Genomic DNA, 21969 nt, shown 5'->3' on the forward strand with positions numbered 1-21969 from the left:
GTTCGTTTTTATTAAAATGCTACATTAAGACCCATCAAAATTGTTGGCTGTACAGGATAGTTCCATTCTCCAAAACCTGCTCCTTTTACTCTGTCGCCCTTATCCGGGTCTCCTCCTGCAACTTCAGGATCAACTCCTGTGTATTTTGTCCAGGTCCATAAATTCTGGCCTGATAAAGAAATTCTAAGTTTGTCTAATCCGAATTTATTATAGAATGAAAATCCTAACTGTAAGTTTTTCATACGCACATAAGAACCATCTTCTACGTATAAAGAAGAAAATTTAGTGTAGTTCTCATTATTATCATCTTTGGACAAACGAGGAATAGAATTAGAAGTTCCTTCTCCATGCCAAGCTTTTTGGTCTAATCCGCTTATTTTGTTGGTTAAGCTTGCACCGTTGTATAAATCTGAAATTGTTGTATTGACGATATCATTTCCGATACTGGAATAGAAATTAGCAACTAAATCAAATTGTTTGTAAGCAAAATTTAAATTCAGTCCGATGTTGTAATCCGCCCATGGAGAACCAATTTTAGTACGGTCTTTATCGTCTAGTTTTCCGTCTCCGTTAACATCTTTAAAACGAATATCTCCTTCTTTTGCATAAGGTTGTAATTTAGTTCCGTGCTCGTCTGTATGGGAATTTAATTCTGTTTGATTTTGAAATAAACCATCAGCTACGTATCCGTAGAAATAACCTGGTTCATCTCCTTTTACCGTCACACTTCTGTTATTAGCTCCGTACAGTTTTTCTCCATCAGAAGATAAAGACAACATTTCAACATCAACCGTTGTAAAAGTTACATCGGCACCATAAGAGAAATCCCTTTTTTTATCTTTATAAGAAATCAGCAAATCGATACCGCTGGATTGCATAGCACCCACGTTTGTCCAGATTGTGGCATTTTCCGGAAATCCGCTATAGGCTGGAAATTGCTTTAAGAATAACATATCATTTGTTTTTTTCTGATAATATTCTAATGATCCTGAAAGCTTGTTTTTCCATAATCCGAAATCGATTCCAAAACTCATATCTTCAACAGTTTCCCATTTAATGTCTTTATTGGCCATAGAAGAAGGAAATGAAGTATCTCCTACAACATCACCAATTGGATAAAATCCTTGCCCAATGTTGGATTGATACACTTGCGTTGGCAATCCCTGATTTCCTACTTTACCCCAACCTGCTCTAAATCTAAGATCGCTTAAAACATCTTTGGTAGATTCCATAAATCCTTCGTTCAAAATTCTCCATGAAACAGATGCCGAAGGGAAATTTGCCCATTTATTGTTCGTCATAAATTTAGAAGAACCGTCACGTCTGAAAGTTCCCGTGAAATAATATTTATTGTCGTAGTTATAAGAAAAACGGGAAATATAAGACATCAATGAACTTGACCAGCTGTTACCTTTACTATCACGGTTTTTAGTTGCTGCATTTACCTCTCTCATTAAATCTGAATTATTAGGCACACCTTCTCCGTAACCCCAAACATCATTGCCATTATACTCTTCCATTGTATTACCAATCATCAGCGAAGTATTATGTTTTTCTGCGAATGTTTTAGAATAAGTAATTGTATTTTGCCAGGTCCAGTCTGCATTGGTTGTAGCCCATCTTTCCACTTTATTTATTTCTTCTTTTTCGTGTGCAGCATCAATGATAAAATCGGGTCTGAACCTGCTTCTAACTTTATCTCCTACTTCGATAGAAGCCTGTGTACGAAATACCAAACCTTTAATTGGAGTATATTGTAAATATCCGTTTGTATTTAAGTTATATTGATCTGTATAGTCATCATATCGCTTTACACCTGCAACCGGATTCCATACATACGAAGGCGAACGTGCATAAATGCTGTATTCGTTTTCACTTCCTGTTAACTGATCTGCTGGTTTGTAAATTGGCGTAATCGGGTCAATTTTATCAAAATCTGCCCAGTTTCCAGGCTGACCATAAGTTTCATAACGCGGATTTAAAGTGATTCCGGCAGAGAATTTATCTGAGAATTTAAAATCATTAGCAATTCTTAACGTAATTCTCTCCCAGCCTCCTACTTCATAAATAGATTCTGCATCATAGTAGTTCATACTAATTGCATAAGTATGTTTTTCAGAACCTCCGCTCACACCTAAAGAAGCATTTGTAACCGGAGATCCACTTTTAATTCCGGCTTTCCACCAATCTGTCGTTTTTCCTCGGTATTGAGAAGGGTTTGGCAAATAATCTGCATAACCTGAATTGTTGTATGCTTTGTTCATGATAGTTGCATATCCTTCGGCATCAGCCATGTGATATGGATTGTTCATAAGCTGCATCCCAGAACTTATATCAAAGTTGAATCTCGTTTGCCCCACTTTTCCTTTTTTGGTAGTGATCAGAATAACTCCGTTAGAAGCACGTGAACCGTAAATAGCACTTGCAGAAGCATCTTTTAAAACCTCCATAGATTCAATTTCATTTGGGCTCAAAAAGTTTATACTGGTTCCCATCGGAATACCATCTACTACATAAAGAGGAGAAGTATCCAGATTTAGTGTCGAAATACCACGGATCAAAACTCTTGGCTGTGCACCAGGACCTCCTTGCCCTGTAACCTGAACTCCGGAAACTTTTCCTTGTAATGATTCGGTCACATTACCTACTGTCATGGTTTGGAGTTCTTTTCCTTTAATAGAAGAAATAGAACTCGTTACATCGCTCTTTTTTACCGCGGCGTAACCTACAACGACAATCTCATCAAGCGTCTGGCTTGATTCCTCTAACACAACATCAAAAGTTGTTTTATCGCCAACCTGAATTGTTTTGTTAGAAAAACCAACAAATGAAAATTCAATTTGAGCATTTTTATTGGGTACACTGATAGAAAAGTTTCCATCAAAATCTGTTGATGTTGTTGTGGATGTTCCTTTTACTGCCAGATTAACTCCGGGAATTGGCACATTGCCTTTATCCTTAACAGTTCCTTTTACCGTTATTTGCCCAAATGTCGCGGCGGTGCACAACATGGTGATAAATAACCATATAAATTTATATTTCATATTAATCTATTTTTTTATTAATGCTAAAACTTAAGTTCGAGCAAACTATTTTTTTGTGATAAAGACTCTTTCCAATTCTGTATCCAGTACAACTTTGTATACTCCCGGAGCAGCTGGATATTTTGCATTTCCATTTTCACCCGGTGACATTGTAGCAATACCATTTTTGATTAATCTCCATGACGGACTCCACCATTGACCTGTAAAAGTGGCTTCCATTTGTCCTGTCAAAGTGTATTCTCCAACTAATTGATAGGCATTATTTGGGTTATTTGTCAAATGCAATCCGGTTTGTATCCAGGCTGTCCATGTATCCCAGTCTGCACCCTGAATTCCGCCGCCGCATACGCTCACAAACGGTCTTCTTAAGGCTTCATCATCACTCCATAATCCATTGGCAACATCGGCCCAGACTTTACTTGAAGGTGTATATTTAGTTGCGGTATAAACTAGTGTATTTGGATTTACTTTTATGTTGTAATATCCTTTTGTTGGTAAAATAATTGGAGTTGAAGCTACGTCATCTACCAATCCGCCAGCTGCATTTAATCCGAAACAATGTGGGGCAAAGTCGGCTTCCTGACCTAAGAAATAAATTTCTTTATTGTCTTTATCAGCATAATATTTGAATTCAAAATCCTGTCCGTTTTTCTCGTGGAAATACATCGGTACGCCCACAGCATCAGTAGTCAGGTTGGTGCCTTTTGGCTGATCACATAAATAAAGGGCAGGATATTCGTTTGTTGCCACAATATTGATATTTAAAGATCCTGTATTCGGAATCGCAAATTTATCTTTGGCTGTAATTGTCAATACATAATTTGCTGCAGTTACAGGCAAAGTATACGTTTTATTGAAAGTATAAGATTGAGGCGAATCTGTTAACTGAATCGTTTCATCAATAGCTAAAGCCTCACATTTTACCTGAACATAATCTATTCCCGAATCATCGTTTACCACAAAATTTACTGGCATTTCATTGCTTGTTGACAATAAAATAACAGCTCCTTCTTTTGGCGTAATCATCGTTATTGCCGGTGCAGCAAATTCTCCATCCAGACGTAAATTGATATCTTCATCAATGGCATTTCCTGAAACATCTGTTATTGTTAATTTAATTTTGAAAGATTCTGAAGTTCCCCTGTTTGAAGGTACTTCAAAAAAATAGCTTAAATCATATGATTCAAGTAATGGGTCACTTGCAAACGTGATCATTTTATCTAAGGATAATTCAGGAATTTGAATTCTCACACTTTTTAGTCCCAAATCGTCATTAAGCGCAGCTTTAATTTCGAATTTTCTATTTGGTGCTCCATAAATTTCCTTTGTTGTCACTACAACCGTAGGATCATCAGAAGAAGGATAACCAGTTTCGTTATTTTGACATCCGGTAATAAGGACGGCAAAAAGGGCAAGAAAAAATAAAAATACATTTTTTTTCATTTCTTTGATTTTAAGGTTAGGTTAGTTAGTTTGTTTTATGCTAAAAAAATTGTTTGTTGAAGATGAGATAAACTCATTTTTGAAGAGCATCTAAATTGTCTTTCAATGATAAAGAAATAAGACAATAAAGTAATGGTGTGGTTTTTTGTCATTCTAGTAAAGTTTGGTTAATATTCTTTTTTTTATTTTTTTCTTCTAAAACGTATAAGTGCAAAGAAATATTTAATACAGACTTCTAAGGAGGGGTAAAATGGAAAAAAAAGGAGGTCAAAATGGCAATTTACCGTTATTTTGGATTTAAAATTAACAAGTACAAAAAAATAACAAGTTATTTTTCAATAATTCGTAATTAATAAATAATCTTCAATCTAGAACTACAACGTTTGATTTTTTGAAAAATTTATACTCTTCTGTACAAAAAAACAAAAGAGTATTCAAAAAAATAAAAACACAAAGGATTGTTATTTGATGATATTCAAATCAGAATTAAACGAATTTTTATACTTTTTAATATATTCTGAAGGTGTCATTCCGAAGAGTTTCACGAACTGCTGTCTGAAATATTTTGGATCTTCAAAACCAACTTCTGCACTTGCCTGCGCAATATTCATATCTTCTGTCAACATTAACATCGCCGCTCTTCGAATTCGTAGAGAACGAATAAAAGCATTTAAAGTCTGTCCTGAAATGATCTTGATTTTGGTATAAAGTGTCCTATGGCTCATTCCCATTTCGAGTGCAAAATTCTTAATCGTAAAATCTTTTTTATGAATATTGGCTTCGACAATATCAATACACTTTTTCAGGATTTCCTGATATTCAACCGGAACTTTTTGTGCGTTTTCCCTAAGTGTTATGCTGTTCAGGAAATAAGTTCGGAGATTACTTCTGTTTCGCAATAATGACTCCACACGTGCTACGAGTATATCATCATCAAACGGTTTTGTAATATAATCATCCGCACCATCTGTGATTCCCTGTAAATGCGTTTCCGGGTTTTTAGAGGCCGTTAATAAAATAACAGGAATATGAGATAAACTGTCACTTTCTTTTATTTTTCGGCATAATTCGAGACCGTCCATATGTTCCATCGTGATATCGCTGATAACCAGATCAGGCATCTGTTTTTTAGTCATCTTCAAGCCCTCTTCTCCATTTTCAGCATTATAAACGATGTAGTTTTTAGAAAATAATTTGATCAGATAGGCCCTAATTTCTGCATTATCATCGATTATTAAAACGGTACGCTTATCAGTAAGCATAATTTTCTGAAAATCACTTTCTGAAACCGTATTATTTAAAGACTGCTTATTTTCTTCTGAATCATCAATAATCAATTCATCAAACAACTGGCTTCTTGTTGCCACAACATCCGTAATTTCAATATCTTCAAAATGACTGTTTCCTTTAAGGAACGTCAAAGTAAAAGTGCTTCCTTTTCCTGGTTCACTGCTGCAGCTTACTGTTCCTTTATGTTTGTTTACAAAATATTTCACAATATAAAGTCCAATTCCAAAACCTGTTCCAACAGACACTTTTGAGTTGATCTGTTTGAATTTTTCAAAAATAACGTCAATATCTTTCTTTTCAATTCCATCGCCACTATCTGAAATTTCCAGGATAACTTCCTTTTTATTTTCAGAAAGTTTCAGATTAATTTCCCCTCCAATTGGTGTGTATTTAAAAGCATTTGACATTAAATTAAATAAGGAGATTTCTATTTTTTCATAATCTCCAATAATTTCAATATCATGTTCCGGAATATAAAATTTATAAGTAATATTTTTCTCTTTTGCCTGATTCACAAAACATTGATACACTTCATTGCAAAGATTATTTACATTTATATTGGATAATCGGAGCGAATCAGCGTCATTTTCGGCTTTTCGAAAAAGAAGCAGCTGATCCACCAAACTTAAAAGCCTGCGGGCATTTCGATGTGCAATGGCCAAATCGCTTCCGGAAGAACCATTTTGAACACTTTCCTTCTGAACTGCTTTTTTGAGCGGATTTATAATTAGCGAAAGCGGCGTTCTAAACTCATGTGAGATATACGTAAACATCGACGATTGTTTTTCGGCAACTTCCTTTTCTTTCTTGCTTTCCAGCTCGGCTATTTTTACTTTATATTTTAGTTTTTCCTTATTTTTATGATATTCCAAATAAGCAAAAAGAATCCCTGCCAGAGCCAATAAATACAACGTATAGGCCCACCAGGTTCTGTACCATGGCGGCAAGATTTCGATTGTTACAAGGCTTATTTCTTTGTTCCAACCTCCTTTAAAGTTGGTAGTTTTTACTTTAAAAGTATATTTTCCTTCTGTTAATCTGGCATAATTTGCTTTTCGGGCCTGACCCACATAATTCCACTGTGCATCCCAGCCTTCTAAATAATAGGCGTAATTTATTTTGTCGGCATTATTGTAATCTAAGGCAACAAACTCCAGCGATAAAGTGGTTTGGTCGTAAGGCAGACTTACTTCTTTTATTTTGCCCGATTCCCATTTAGATACCAAATCATTTTTGCTTTCTTCAATAGGCTGATTGTTTACGTAAAAATCGGTGAGCAATAAATTATTCTGCTGGTTGAATCCTTTAATTGCTTCGGGAAAAAAGATATTAAAACCGTTAATTCCGCCAAATAAAAATTCACCCGTAGATAATTTAAGTCCTGCATTAAAACTGAATTGGTTGCTTTGTAAACCATCATTTACAGAGAAATTACGGAAGGTTTTTCTTTTTTTATCGAATCGGCAAACGCCATTATACGTACTCATCCAAAGATTGCCCTCCTTATCTTCGAGCATTCTTAAAATGGTATTCGAAGGCAAACCATCATCTGTAGTTAATCTTTTAAAAGTGTTTGTTTTTCGGTCGAACAATAATAATCCGCCTTCCTGAGTTCCTAACCACAGATTTTTGTCTCTGTCTTCATGAATACATCTTATAGGATTCCCGATATTCGTTTTAGTGATTTTTCTGGTATTTTTTTCAAAAGAAAACAGACTGGTATAATTTCCGCCCCAAAGTTTTCCGTCGCTCGTTTCGGTCAAACTTTGCAAATTTGTAATTGATTTATCGAAAAGAACAAAAGTGTTTTTTGGTCTGTCGAAAAGATATAATGAACCTTCGTTTGTAGCGCTGGCCCAAATATTTGCTTTTGAATCTTTGTAAACCAGCCAAATTTTCTTCTCGATTTGTTTGGTATACGGATTAAAACAAGAATATTGCGTAACTGAATTATTTTTTGGGTTGATTTTGTTTACTCCCCCATTCCATGTCGATAGCCAAATTTCATTATTAGTATCACGCACAATTCCTGTAATAAAAGAACTCGAAAGCTTTTTGCTGTAATTCGTGTAAGTATTGTTTTTTCGATTCCAATATTTCAATCCTGCGCCATCTGTTCCAACCCATAAATTTTTCTTTTCGTCTTCACAAAAAGATAAAATAAAATTCTCTGCCGGATTTGTGGCGTTATAACGAATGCTTTTAAAATATTTGGGTGTGCTGCTGAGCATACTTATACCGCCGCGCAAGGAACCAAACCACTTATTTCCTGCTTTATCCTCATATAAACTCCAAACCGAGTTGCTTTTGGCCAGCTCTACACCATTTATAGCATTATATGGAATTGCTTTTTTATTTGTTCCGATGATTTTGTAAATGCCACAACCGTCTGTAGAAATCCAGATCTCGTTTTTTTTATCCAGAAGAATATCGGTAACGCTGCATTTATTCGAAAAATAATTCTCAGAAAGTGTTTCCGATTGGGTATTAAAGAGAAAAATACCTTCATCAGTTCCCAGCCAAAGATTTCCATCAGAAGCCAGTTTCATTGATTTCACTTCTTTAGAAAACGGAAAAACTACCTTTAAGCTTTTTGATTTGTAATTGTAACTGCAGATGCCAATATTTCGCACATGAATCCAGCAACGTCCCTTTTTTCTATCATCCTGAATCGCAATCGCATCATAATTATTAATACTGATGTTGTTGCCTAAAACTTTAAGCGGAATTTGTTTTCCGACGAAAGAACCGTTCTCAAAAGCGATTAAACCTAAATTCTGAGAAGCGACTAAAACCAAATCATCAGACACGGATCGCATCTGGTGAATAATATCTTTTAGAACTTTGTTTTTTTTGTTTGAAGAGGTAAATTCTACAGGATGAAATGTTGCTGTCGTTTTATTGTAAATGCAAATCCCGTTGGAACCGCCAACCCAAATGTTTTTTCGGGAATCGCCTTCGATATTATAAATCGTATTAAAGAGTAATGATTTTTTATCGTTGATTCTGTTGCGGAAAACTTTAAAATTATAGCCATCATAGCGGTTCAATCCGTCATAAGTTCCAAACCAAAGATAACCATCACTGTCCTGAAAGATGGTAGTTACAGAATTATTAGACAGACCATCAGAAATATCAAGAAATTTTATAGGATTATCTTGTGTAAAACCTACAGAAGAAAAACCTAATAAAAAAAGAAGATGTAAAACAAAATACTTCAAAATAAAATGTTTTTGCCAGGTGTAAAAAGTACAATTATAAGTGAATTTTATAGATATTTCATAAAAATGAGCATATAAAAATTAATATACTTCTTTAACTTATGATTTCATCCTTAATCTAACATTTTTAATAAAATTATACCTTCAAAAAAGTATCTATGATTAGTTATTATTTATAATTCTCTAATCATGTTTTAATTTACTCCAGAAGCTTTTGCAGTTAAAACACTAACGGCACAGGCAAAATCAATTGCCAATTGTAATTCCTATGATATATCACAACGCATTGTTGTCAATATTTGCTTAAAACCAGCCTTTTCATAAGCTCTGATTGCTGCTTCGTTCTCAGAGTAAACTTCCAGTCTAACCTCGGTTATTCCATGAGACAGAACCCATTTTTTAAGATCATCAAGTAATAGATTATTCAAGCCTTTTCCTCTAAATTCCGGGCTTACATACATGAAACCAAGATATCCGAATAATTCATGGTTTTGATACGGTTTTGCTGCTCGGATCTGGGCATATCCGCAACCAATAATTTGATTATTATAGTCAATAACAAGAAGTTCTGTTTTCTCATCAGGTATAAATTCTTCTATGTTATAATAGAATATTTTCCCTTCTTTAAGTGTTGGGTCAAATGGTCGCTCTGCGGCAACAAGAAATTGTAGAAATTCTGCCAGTTGGGGTAAATCAGCAGTCGTGGCGCATCTGATAGCTATGTCTTTAATATTTACATCCATATTTCAAATATACAAAAAATGATTTTTGAATAAATTTAAGAAATACTCGAAATTGATGCTCTCGCTAGAACTAGGCTTTTATTCTAATATTGATCTCCAATTGTATACATTTAACCTTTTTTTCTAAATCTTTTTTTTGGTAAAAAAATCCTTCTTTTCTTTGTACTTACTTTGATAATATGTAGAACACCTTATCTGAAACACTGCGAGTTTTTTCTGTTTTATGTTTTGTCGATTCGCTTTGCCGGTGCGAAGTCAGGAGACATTCGCACAACGAACAACTTTGTTATCAGAACTCTTTGAATAGCGGGGGATGGAAAAAACATTTAAATCATATAAAATTTTAGAAGTAAAGTAATTATGGAAGATTTGATTAATAAAATTTTAGGGAATGATTTTGAAATAATAAGGCAAGTTGAATCAGGTGATTCAATATTTATCTTTTTTCATGAAAAAGGACACAGTAACCCTTTTAGTGATGAGATGCTAAATTTGGTTTCAGGACGGGGTCCTTTGAGAATTAATAAAAAGACAAAAGAATATGAATTTACAAATATTTATGATTTCTATTCCGAATATGGAGATGACAAATTATTTTTTCCAAAGCAAAGTAATATTCTTATCGATTGGGATATAGTAATATCAAATATCAGAAATAGAAAACGTATAAATGTAGATGATTTTATATTATTATTGGAACATAATAATTTGTCTCTTGATTCCTTTGATATTTATAGTAAGAAACCTCCTGAAATATATGATATTAAAATAAAAAATGATAAAGCTATTATTTTTCTAGTGGATTTTCTTAATGAGGTAAATGCTAATTATACGATTAAGAACAATAATCATTTTGTGATAAAATTAGATATTGAGAATTAAAAAACCCAACTCTAAGAAGAGTTCCCCTGATTACCCCAGCTCTACGAAAAGTTCTATAAAAGAATAAATTTGTCGGTTTACGCTGTGCGAAGTCTCCTGACTTCGTACCCGCAACAATAAGCCACAAAGAGCATAAAAAATTAAACTTCACAGAAAAAAACAGAAGGATGCAATTGCTATTTTTGTTTTTTAATTGTTCCGTTTTTAACAGCTTTTTTTTATTTCAATATGTTAAAAATATAAAATCTCATATAATTAAATCTGAAACACTACCCAATAAGAAACAAAAAAGACGACCCACTGGATCGTCTCTTTTACTATCAAATAATATTTTAATTTTTAAAGTTCTGACTTTAAATTCATTTTACCTTTCTGAAGCCCTTTACCCGTTACTTCCAATTGTATTGCACCTGCAGTTTTGACTGCTTTAACCAAAACAACCAATTTACCGCTGAAAAGCTTCATTTTATTTTCATGAAATATTTCCAGAGATGTAGCATCGCCATTACATGCTGCTCTGTATGTTGCTGCGCCCGTTACCTTAAATTGCAATTCATTAACTGCTGTAGGACATGGAATTCCGTTTTTATCTACAACCGAAACCGTTACAAAAGAAATATCATCGCCATCAGCTTTGATAACTTTACGATCTGCTTCGAGAATGATTTTATAAGGATCTCCGGCGGTTTTAACCTCGCTTTCGGTAGCTATTTTTCCATTGGAATCAAATGCTACGACTTTTACCGTTCCAGGCTCATACTTTATATCATTCCACATCAAACGATAGCGGTTTTGAGGAGTTGAATTGTTTTTTTTCTGAACGCCCATACTTTTTCCATTTACGAAAAGTTCTGCACTGTCATAGTTCGTGTAAACAAAAACCGGCGTAATTTCTCCTTCTCTTCCTTTCCAGTTCCAATGTGGCAGAATATGAAGTGTTTTATCCTCATTATTCCATCTGCTTCTGTACAAATAAAAACGGTCTTTGGGAAGTCCTGCCAAATCAGAGATTCCGAAATAAGAACTTCTTGACGGCCATTTTTCATCATAAGGCGTTGGTTCTCCTAAATAATCAAAACCGGTCCAGACAAATTCGCCAATAACCCATGGTTTATCATCCTGAAGCACAAAATCTTCATCCGGAACATTCGACCAACTACATGCTTCAAGATCATAAGACGAACATTGAAGATCATCGTATTGTTTTTCTTTTTGCTGTACAACAGGAAATTTATAAATTCCTCTTGAACTCACTGTTGACGCTGTTTCTGAACCTAATATAAATCCTTGTGGAAATGATTTATAAGCTTCTTCATAAAGATGAACTCTGTAATTCAGTCCCGGTACATCTAATAAAGACCCGAAACCTGACGCCATAGTCTGTTTTACCTGATCCATTCCCACCGTTACCGGGCGCGTAGGATCTTCTCTATGAAAAATATCCTGTAAAAATTTAGCTCTGGTCAAACCTTCAGCTCCGTATTGATCCGGAACTTCATTTCCTGAACTCCACATTACAATACAAGGATGATTGCGTGTGGCTCTTACTAAATTTACAATGTCTTTTTCTGCATATTCTTCAAAAAAGCGATGATAACCATTTTGTACTTTTGGCTTTGCCCATTCATCAAAACTTTCGGCCAGAAACATAAATCCCATTTCGTCAGCCAATTCAAGCTGTTCAAAAGAAGGCATATTATGAGAACTGCGAATCGCATTGCACCCCATATCTTTTAGAATCGTAAGCTGTCTTCGAAGCGCCGCTTTGTTTACCGCAGCACCAAGAGGTCCAAGGTCATGATGAAGGCAGACTCCTTTAAATTTTGTCACTTTTCCGTTAAGGCTAAATCCTTTATTGGCTTCATATTTAATAGATCTGATTCCGAATTTTATACTTTGTTCGTCTTTTAAAGTTCCGTCTGCTGTGTATAATTTGGTAACAGCTGTATACAAATAAGGCGTTTCAGGACTCCACAAGTGAGGCTTGGAAACAGAAATGGTTTGATGAAACTTTCCATCTTTCATTTCAGTCTCTTTCTCTGTTGCCACTATATTATTCTCTGCATCTTTTATTTGCGTTTGCATTGACAGATTATTGCCATTAACTTCAGCTTTAATGTCAACAATAGCAGTATTTTCTGTGATGTTTGGAGTTGTAATAAAAGTTCCCCATTGCGCAAAACTTTCTTCTTCTTTTATTACAATACTCACTTTTCTGTATAAACCAGCTCCCGGATACCATCTTGAAGAAAATGGCATATTCGTCAATTTTACTGCCAACACATTTTCTGATCCGGCTATTAAATCTTTAGAAATATCAATATAAAAATAACTGTATCCGTAACCCCACTCTCCTATTTTTTTACCGTTTAAAAAAACCTGAGGTTCGCTCATGGCACCTTCAAAAATAAGAAGTGCTTTTTTACCTTTTTTAAACTCAGGAATCGAAAATGTATTGCGATACCAGCCTGTACCAATATGCGGAAGCGCTCCGGTACGGCCCGTTTTTTCGGTAGGAACTTTTTCTCCATTTTGTTCAATTGCCGAAACCTGCTTGTCCCATTCTTTATCAAAGGGTCCGTAAATGGCCCAATCGTGCGGTACACTCACTTTTTCCCACTTTGAAGCATCAAAATTTACAGAAAAAGCATCTTCTTTTACGGCTGCAGAAAAACGCCAGTTGTCTTTTAAAATAACTGTACTGGATTGTGACATTATTTTTCCAGACGAAAAAATCAGCAGAAATAATGATAATATTGATTTAAAAATTAATTTCATTTTTGTTTTATTTTTTCACCATTAAGATATTAGATAAACAGTTAGAGCGCAATTATATTTAACACATAGAAACATAGAATTATTGAACTCAAGAAAGGCATTTCACTTGCATTAACAAACATAGCTATGTGTGAGAAACTAGTTTCTTTCTATAATCTTTTTCAAAAACATAAAATCTATGTTTCTATGTGTTAATTTCTTTTTATACACTACTCTCAACGGGTTAAGATCATTTAGCTTTATGAACTTAATATCTTAATGGTAAAATTTAATTTCTAATTTTTAATTTTTGAAAGCATCCAATGCTGGTGAAGGTTTTCCGTCAGGAAGCCAAGCATTCAATTGATAACCGCTCCAGCTTTTTTCACCTTGAGGTTCCCAATAAATAACGCCTAAACCTTTATGATTAGGTACGCTTTTTACTGCTTTTATAGTCGCCTCAAGCATTTCTTTAGTGTTTTGTACTTGTTCAAAATCACCTCCGACTTCAACCACCATAACCTCTTTATTGTATCTCGAAGCCATGTCTTTTAGGTTATTTTCTAAATCTAAAATGGTGCTTTGATAATCGGTTTTGATCCAATACGGATAATACGATAAACCAATTACATCGTATTTTACTTTGTTTTCAGTGACTTTATCAAAAAACCATCTGAATTTTTCACTTTTATTTCCTTCGTCCAAATGAACAATTACTTTAATTTTTGGGTCAACGGCTTTTGTCGCCTCGTATCCTTTATTAAGTAATTGTGCCAGCTGATTAAAATTATCGGTATGTCCTTCCGGCCAAAGCATACCACTTGGAATTTCATTTCCAACCTGAACCCATTCCGGCGTTACTCCTGCTTTTTTCAACAGTTGCAAAACATCATACGTATGTTGGTAAACATCGGTTAACAATTCCGGAAAAGAATGTTTTGCCCATGCTGCGGGTTTATTTTGTTTTCCAGGATCTGCCCAGGAATCGCTGTAATGAAAATCGATCATGATACGCATTCCCATTTTTTGCGCGCGAACCGCCATAACAACTGTTTCTTGGGGACTGCAGTGTCCGCTGGCTTTATCATCGTTGGGGTTGACCCAAACGCGCAAACGAATGGTGTTTATTCCCCGGTCTTTTAATAATTGCAGACAGTCTTTTTCAAAACCGTCTGCATCATAAAATTTATAACCTGTTGCTTCCATTTGTGGCAGCCAGCCTACATCTGCTCCTTTCGAAAAAGAGTTTTTTTCACTTGCCATTTTAGATTTGCAGGAAGCAAACAGAACGGCAATTATCATTAAAAGAGACACAATTTTAAGTAATTTTTTCATATTTTAATCTTTACTGAAAGCTTGCATTACGGATAAGGCATTGTTATCAAAACTATATAAAGCCTGATTTTCAAATGTAGAACCACTTGTTGATTGTTGTCCTTTAAAAGCAACCCATTCGCCTCCCCAATACGCAAATCCTTGTCCAAATTGGGATGCTTTTACTATGTTTTTAATATCCATAACAAAAGTTCTTTGTCCTGCCGGAGTTGCCGGATATCCCGGTACCAACTGATCGTTTGTTCCTACAATATTGTTAGTTTGATCATTGTGTAATAAGGTAAAAGGGTAAGCGGTTTCTGCAATCAGGACTTTTTTACCGAATTTATTTCCTAATGCATCAATGGTATTTTTTACTACTGCTAAATCCTTACCATGCCAAACAGGATAATAAGAAAGCCCGATATAGTCGTAATCAACACTTTTCATTTTGTTAAAAAACCAATCTGTATCTCCTCCGTTTACACCTGCATAATGAATCATTATTTTTGTGTTTGGCGCTTTACTGCGAATTGTTGCACTTGCTGCACTCAATAAAGCGATACATTGCTGTTCGTTACTCATTAGGTTTCCTTGCGGCCATAATAATCCACTATTGATTTCATTACCAATTTGAATAATATCCGGATTAATTTCTGTAATTATTGTTGATGTATAATCGGTAACAGCTATTTTTAAATCTGCAAAAGATAAATTTTCCCATTCTTTTGGAGTAGTCTGTATTGCAGGATCGGCCCAATTATCAGAATAATGAACCGTAAGCCAAACTCTTAAACCGGCTTGCCTTGCTTTTTGAGCTAATTGTTTTACTTCGCTTAAACCGGAACGACCGTTTACAGGGTTTTTCCATAAACGAATTCTGACTGTATTACAACCTGCATTTTTAAGTGTTGTAAGCATTTCTTCGGCTTTACCATTTGTGTAAAATTTAGTCCCTAATGATTCCATTTGAGGAAGAAAAGAAACATCGGATGCTCTGATAAAAGTATCACTCGCATCTGGCGGGTTAACTGCTTCTGCCTCCGTAGCATCATTAGATGAACAAGAAAACTGAATTGCAGTTATAGCAAGTAACCCAAGAATTTTTATATATTTTTTCATTGAGATGAGTTATAATGATTGAAATTTTGAATTTTAAATAAGTCTTTAATGTTAAAGAAGAAGCCTCAAAATAAGCTTATTGAGGCTTCTCTTATTTTTTAATTCAATTATGGAGTTGGTATGAACGTGTAACGTCCATCTAAGTCATTGAACCAAATTTCATATTTTCCAGCTTCAACAATAATATCGCCGCCATTATCTCCCCAGCTTACATCCCAACTATTATTTGCTTTGAATTTCATTTTTCCGGCTTGTAAAGTTTGAGTAACTTTCCAGATATGTCCATCAAAATCAGATTTTACTAAAGGAACATCCATATTCCATCCGGCGTCATCGCCTGTTAGTACAGATCCTGTCAAAGTAATTGTCGAATACGTTGTCATTGGTCCTGTATAAGGCTCAATTTTATACGTTAGCTCTTCAAGATTAATTTCAAAACTATAATAACCTGAAGCTGTTGTTGGAAACACACCCGGATCAGTATCGCTTTCTGTTGCTCTGTATTGTACCGCTGCACCATTTGTTCCGTAAGCCGGAGCCCAGAAACCAATTTGTTCGATTAATTTAAAACCATCTTTATTAAAATATCCTGTATAATAAAACTTTGCGTTTTCTTTTGTATCTCTGTAAATTGGCATATTGTTGCTCGTTACACTCCATCCTGCTGCGGTACCAGGTCCTACTAAAAACAAATCAATTTTAGGAAATATACCTCTGTAAGGAGTCAATACAATCGTGATTGGAGTAGAGAATTTTGGTTCTGAAAGTGTTGTACCAACCGTTGATTTAATTCTAACATCGATTGTTCCTTCAACCTCAGGCGTAAGACCTAATTCAAGTGCTTTTGCATTCAATTCTGCTACTGTAATACCGGCGTGAGTAGAAGTCGAAGACGTAATATCTACCGGAGCTGCAAACTCTGTATTACTGGCTGCAAATTGTACGGTATAGGTAACAATAGTAGGTGTTCCGTAACTTACTTTTTCCCAGGTAAAAGTCAGGGCCGTATTGTTAGGTGTGTCTTCATTTAAAATAGTCGAAGAACCATTATCTGGTGTAATGATTGAAAAAGCAGCTTCCTGAGGCTCTACGATCATCAAATCTGTTTCGTTTTCACAAGACCAAAGTCCGGTAATTAAGGCAATAACTGCAAAAATTTTATATATGTGTTTCATTTTTTGTATCATTTATGTTTTAAAAAAAGTTCTAGTAACCCGTGTTTTGAACCAAATTTCTATTGGCTCCCAATGATCCTTCCGGAATAGGAAAAACGCTCATGTAAGATGGAATAGAGATTCCTTTTGAAGAATTTCCTTTCCATGCCCAATTGTAAGATCCTCCGGTATATTTTCCAAAACGGATTAAATCTTGTCTTCGGTGTGCTTCCCAATGTAATTCGCGCGCTCTTTCATCAATTAAAAAATCAAGCGTTAATTCACTTAAAGTAATGTTTCCAACAGTCGAATTACTATTAGCTCTTTGTCTTAAAGCATTTACATAATCTAATGCCTGAGCGGTTGTTCCGTTTCCGCCTCTTAAAGTGGCTTCTGCATACATTAAATACACATCGGCCAATCTGAATAAAGGAAAATCAGTATCAGCATAAGTAGAACTTACACCGCTAACTCCTGCGGTTGTTTTATTCGAAAATTTTGATAAAATATAACCTTGTGTTTTTACACCAATATCGTCAATATCAATTGATCTTTGTTTTGCAGGATCGCCCTGAACGCCTTTTCCGATTGTGTTTCTGGTATCCTGACTGAATTTTGTCCCATCAAATTTTTGAGCAAATTCTTTTCTGATTCTAAGTGCGCCTGTCCAGCCTCCAACTCCAAAATCAGCACCATTGTTTTCCCACGCACCAATTTGTCCGTTTGTTAAAACAGTCGTTGCTCCCCAGTTTTGAGAAACTGCTCCATCCGACTGAATTCCAAAAATGATTTCTTCAGACGTGTTGTTATCTGCTTTAAAGTTGTCCAGATATTTTGGTTTTAAAGTATAACCGCTTGTTATAATTTCATTACACATTGCAATACAATCATCAAAACGATCGGCTTGAATATATACTTCGGCATTCAAATAAATTTTTGCCAAAATCATACGCGCCATAGATTGGTCTAATCTTCCGTATTCATTCGTTCTGGCCGCTTTTAAATCTGGCAAAACCGCTTTAAGTTCTGTTTCGATAAAATCAAATAATTGCTTTCTGTTAAACTCCGGCCCGGTAAAATTTACAGGATCATTTTCGGTATACATGGGCGCTTTTCCAAATAAATCCATCATGTTATAATACGCATACGCTCTTAAAACACGAACTTCTTGACGGTAAAGTGCTATATCGGCCAAAGTTGCAGCATTAGTAATGCCTTTTGAGCTTAGTTTTTCCGGTGTACTCTGACGTAAAAATTCGTTTGCATAAGAAACAGAAACCATCGTTCTGCTAAACATTCCTAAAATAACCGGATTTGCAGCTGTCCAGATATTACGTTGTAATTCTGCCGTTCCTCCGTCATTTTCATAACTCCAAACCAATTCGTCTGTCGTTAATTCCTGCATGTATAATAAACATCTTGTAAACTGGCTTGTTCCGGCATCGACACCTTCAAGCGAAGAATTATCAGGGCCCAATACTCCGGTTAAGGTTAAATTTCCGTACACACCTGCAAAAGCTTGTTTATATCCTTCGGGCGTAGAAAATAGTACATCCGAAGAAAGAACGTCATCATCTTCTGAAACTACATTTAGGTCATCAGTACAAGACTGAAAAACGCTGGTCAATGCTAAAATTGTTATTAAAATATATTTTTTCATCGTAATTAAAATTTAAGATTAAGACCAAATAAAACAGATCGTTGTCTCGGGTAAATTGTTTTGTCTACACCGTTATTGGTAATTTCAGGATCTAAGCCGCTGTATTTTGTAATTACAAAAACGTTCTGAACTCCTGTTGATATTCTTAACGATGCTTTACTGTTTAACCAATTGTTCAAAGTATATCCCAACGTAACATTGTCCATTTTTAAGAAAGAGGCATTCTCAATATAAAGATCTGACAGCACAACATTTGAAGTCGTTTGAAAATTAGTTTCTGTTATCTGAGACGGAACGTTACTTAAAACACCACCGTTTTCCATAGCATCATATTGTGCTCTGCTCGCGTCTACTGCATTAAAAATTCGGTTCCCAATACTCGCTCTTAAATTGAATGAAAAATCGAATTTTTTATAATTCATGTTAGATGCAAATCCTAATGTAAAATCCGGATCCGGATTATTATAAATGTATTTATCAGCATCATTTCTGATATTATCTCCATTTAAATCTGCAAAAGCACCTTCAATTGGTTTTCCTTCGTTGTTGTATAATTGTTTGTATACATAGAAAGAATACGGAGTATACCCTTCTCTGAAAATTTGTCCCGGAGTTCCTGTTCCCGCAATGTTATCTCCTAAAAAGATATCACTTCCGTTTACCAGATTTTTGATTCTTCTTTCGAATTTGGAGACATTAAAATTCATATTCCAATTGAAATTCTCTGTTTTAACCGCATTTGCATTAATCGTAAACTCAACACCTTTTGTGGTAAAGCTTCCTACGTTTTGATACACGCGGTTAGAGAAATTACTACCATCAGATATTGCTGCATTTACCAATAAATCTTTCGATTCTTTGTAATACACATCAAGTCCGGCAGATAAGCGATTGTTTAAAAAACCAAAATCAAGACCTGCGTTGTACGAAGTGGTTTCTTCCCATTTCAAATTGTTTGTTCTTTTTGAAGGAAGTGCAACCGGAATTGGGCTTTCGCCGAAGTAGTACTCCGAATTTCCACCGCCAAGCTGGTATTTTTGCAAGTATCCGTTTGGCTCAGGAATATCCTGTTGTCCTGTAATACCATAACTTAATCTTAATTTTAAGTCAGATAATGTGTTATTATCTTTAAAGAAATCTTCTTTGATTTTCCATGCAAAAGCCACGGATGGGAAATTCCCCCAACGATTCGCTTCTTCAAATCTTGAAGAACCATCTCTTCTATAAGACAGCGTTAATAAATATTTGTCTCTAAAATTTAAATTTGTTCTGGCAAAGAATCCTAATAAAACAACATCCGTGTCCAGAGTAGTTTCAGGATATGTTGATGGTAAATCCGGGTTTAGAATATTACCGGTTTCAAATTTTGAGCTTTGAAATTTTTGATACGAATAACCACCTGTCGCTTCAAAATTCAATGCGTTAAAAGTTTTATTATAAACTAAATAAGTATCTAATAATTTATTTTTTCTGGTTGCTTCTGTATATTCATTTGTTCCGTACGGAATATTATTGTTTGACGGAGCAGAACCGGCATCGGCACCAACCAATCTTCTTCTGTCTCCATTCGATTCATCATAACCAACATTTACAACCGCTCTTAAAGCAGGTAAGAAATGAAATTTATAATCAACTTCAAAATTTCCAAAAATCCTGTCATTTGTTCCTCTGTCGTTTGTATTTAACAATTGCGAAACAGGATTTCTTGCTGCAGTTGAGACTAACGGATAATTTCCGTTGGCATCAACTCCTGTTGTATATTCAAAATAACCTCCGTAAGGCGCACCGTCTACTTTTATAGGCTGAGTTGGGTCAAAACCAATGGCAGAACCTTCAACAGGATCTGTAAATCGGTTTATTTCGTCTGTATAATTGGCAGAAAGCCTCAATTTTAAATGATTGTCAAGAAAAGTTGGGTTCATTACTAAACCCACCGTGTTTCTTTTAAAATTATTGGTTAAACGCAATCCTTGCTGATCTGTATTTCCAAGTGTTAAACTAGTAGGAATGATATTGAATAAACTTCCTCTAACGGCTAAACTTTGATCTACCGTTCCTGTGTTTCTGTAAATGGCTTTTTGCCAATCTGTATTAGCAGTTCCCAGTTTATCAAGATCATCGCTTCTTCTGTCTGCAATCACACTCCTAAATTCATCTGCACTCAAAACATCAACCGTTTTAATGAGCGTTCCCGCAGCATATTGTACATTATAATCTACAGATAATGTTTTGCTTCCTTTTTTAGTAGTGATAATAATAACACCATTTGAAGCACGCGAACCATAAATTGCAGACGCCGATGCATCTTTTAAAACTGTAATAGATTCTACAGTTGCAGGATTTAATGAGGCCAAAAACGAAGAAGAACCTGTATTGGTAGCATTATCAAGAGGTAATCCGTCGATGACAATAAGAGGATCATTACTTGCAAAAAGCGAACTTCCTCCTCGAATTCTAATTTGAGAACTAGAACCCGGAGCACCCGTTGAATTTACGGTTAAACCCGCTACCCTTCCGTTAAGAAGATTTTCTGTTGTAATATTATTTCCTTTGTTGAAGTCTTTTGTAGAAAGCGCCGTAACAGATCCCGTTGCGTCTTTCTTTTTAACGCTTCCGTAACCTACCTGAACAACAACTTCTTTTAGTTGATTATTATCTTCTTCAAGAGAAACAGTTATATTTTTTTGTCCGGCAACTGCAATAGTCTGAGTGGTATAACCGGTATAGGAAAACGTAATTTTACTATCTGCTTTTACTCCGGATAATTGAAATTTTCCATCAAAATCAGTCGATGTACTGCTATTTGTTCCAGATACTTTTATGTTTACTCCTGGTATGGGCTGTTTTGTTCCTTTTTCCAGGACAACACCGCTAATTGTGTTCTGAGCCAAAACACAAAAAGGAAGCAAGAATAATAAAAGTAAAAATTTGGTTTTAATTATTTTCATACTTTTTTAATTGGGTTGGTTTAAGTTAGTTTTTATTAAATTAAGTGTGGTTACAAAATGATTGCAGAGATATTAGTTTACTCTTTTTTTTACACTAAGAAAAGTTTTTTTTCTAGTGAATTTTCTTTGGAATGTTGGTCATGTTTAAAGTGTTTTTGGTTAAGATAATTGGTTAGTTTGTTTTCGTTGATTTACTCTGAACAAAAAATAAAATAAGATTACTCAAACGTTATAGCTTATCAACTCACTCTGCAAATTAAGCACAGAACAAGGTTTTAAGACAGGGAAAAATTCATTTATAAAAGGGGACAATTTCGTAAAAAGTGTACACATGACACTTTATAAAAACATATTCTGCATTTTTTTTACTGTAATAAAGTGATAATGTAAA

Annotated in this window: 11 protein-coding genes; 1 reads left to right on the plus strand and 10 read right to left on the minus strand. The window is 34.9% G+C overall.

Going from position 1 to position 21969, the window contains the following annotated elements; all coding sequences use genetic code 11:
- Nucleotides 1–11: 11 nt before the first annotated feature.
- The 4 genes from SD960_RS17175 to SD960_RS17190 form a co-directional block, all read right to left on the minus strand.
- Entirely contained in the window at nucleotides 12–3044 is a 3033-nt protein-coding gene (locus tag SD960_RS17175) for a TonB-dependent receptor (protein WP_318804982.1), read from the minus strand.
- A 45-nt stretch (nucleotides 3045–3089) separates the two neighbouring features.
- On the minus strand, nucleotides 3090–4487 hold the full coding sequence (locus SD960_RS17180) for a hypothetical protein (protein ID WP_318804983.1): 1398 nt from the start codon (nucleotides 4485–4487) through the stop codon (nucleotides 3090–3092).
- A gap of 461 nt (nucleotides 4488–4948) precedes the next feature.
- Entirely contained in the window at nucleotides 4949–8998 is a 4050-nt protein-coding gene (locus SD960_RS17185; protein WP_318804984.1) for a two-component regulator propeller domain-containing protein, read from the minus strand.
- Nucleotides 8999–9264: 266 nt separating this feature from the next.
- Nucleotides 9265–9741 (minus strand): GNAT family N-acetyltransferase, encoded by a 477-nt coding sequence (locus SD960_RS17190; protein ID WP_318804985.1) that lies wholly within the window; start codon nucleotides 9739–9741, stop codon nucleotides 9265–9267.
- A gap of 360 nt (nucleotides 9742–10101) precedes the next feature.
- On the opposite strand from SD960_RS17190, the gene SD960_RS17195 reads away from it, so the two are divergent.
- Nucleotides 10102–10623 (plus strand): hypothetical protein, encoded by a 522-nt coding sequence (locus SD960_RS17195; protein WP_318804986.1) that lies wholly within the window; start codon nucleotides 10102–10104, stop codon nucleotides 10621–10623.
- 339 nt (nucleotides 10624–10962) lie between these two features.
- Here SD960_RS17195 and SD960_RS17200 read toward each other — a convergent pair whose 3' ends face one another.
- The 6 genes from SD960_RS17200 to SD960_RS17225 all read right to left on the minus strand — a co-directional run bounded on the left by SD960_RS17200 (nucleotide 10963) and on the right by SD960_RS17225 (nucleotide 21578).
- Nucleotides 10963–13401, minus strand: a complete 2439-nt coding sequence (locus tag SD960_RS17200) for a DUF4982 domain-containing protein (RefSeq protein ID WP_318804987.1) — start codon at nucleotides 13399–13401, stop codon at nucleotides 10963–10965.
- 282 nt (nucleotides 13402–13683) lie between these two features.
- Nucleotides 13684–14715: an arabinogalactan endo-beta-1,4-galactanase gene (locus SD960_RS17205; protein WP_318804988.1), complete on the minus strand. Its 1032-nt coding sequence runs from the start codon at nucleotides 14713–14715 to the stop codon at nucleotides 13684–13686.
- A 3-nt stretch (nucleotides 14716–14718) separates the two neighbouring features.
- Nucleotides 14719–15816: an arabinogalactan endo-beta-1,4-galactanase gene (locus tag SD960_RS17210; protein ID WP_318804989.1), complete on the minus strand. Its 1098-nt coding sequence runs from the start codon at nucleotides 15814–15816 to the stop codon at nucleotides 14719–14721.
- A 107-nt stretch (nucleotides 15817–15923) separates the two neighbouring features.
- The gene (locus SD960_RS17215) at nucleotides 15924–16991 is read right to left on the minus strand and encodes a SusE domain-containing protein (protein WP_318804990.1); all 1068 of its coding nucleotides are present in this window, start codon (nucleotides 16989–16991) and stop codon (nucleotides 15924–15926) included.
- Nucleotides 16992–17022: 31 nt separating this feature from the next.
- A complete protein-coding gene (locus SD960_RS17220; protein ID WP_318804991.1) occupies nucleotides 17023–18630 on the minus strand; it encodes a RagB/SusD family nutrient uptake outer membrane protein in 1608 nt (535 codons plus the stop codon).
- Between the two features lie 5 nt (nucleotides 18631–18635).
- Complete coding sequence (locus tag SD960_RS17225; protein ID WP_318804992.1) at nucleotides 18636–21578, minus strand: SusC/RagA family TonB-linked outer membrane protein; 2943 nt, start codon at nucleotides 21576–21578, stop codon at nucleotides 18636–18638.
- Between the last annotated feature and the right edge of the window lie 391 nt (nucleotides 21579–21969).

The organism is Flavobacterium sp. MMLR14_040 (assembly GCF_033657265.1).
Taxonomy (GTDB): Bacteria; Bacteroidota; Bacteroidia; order Flavobacteriales; family Flavobacteriaceae; genus Flavobacterium.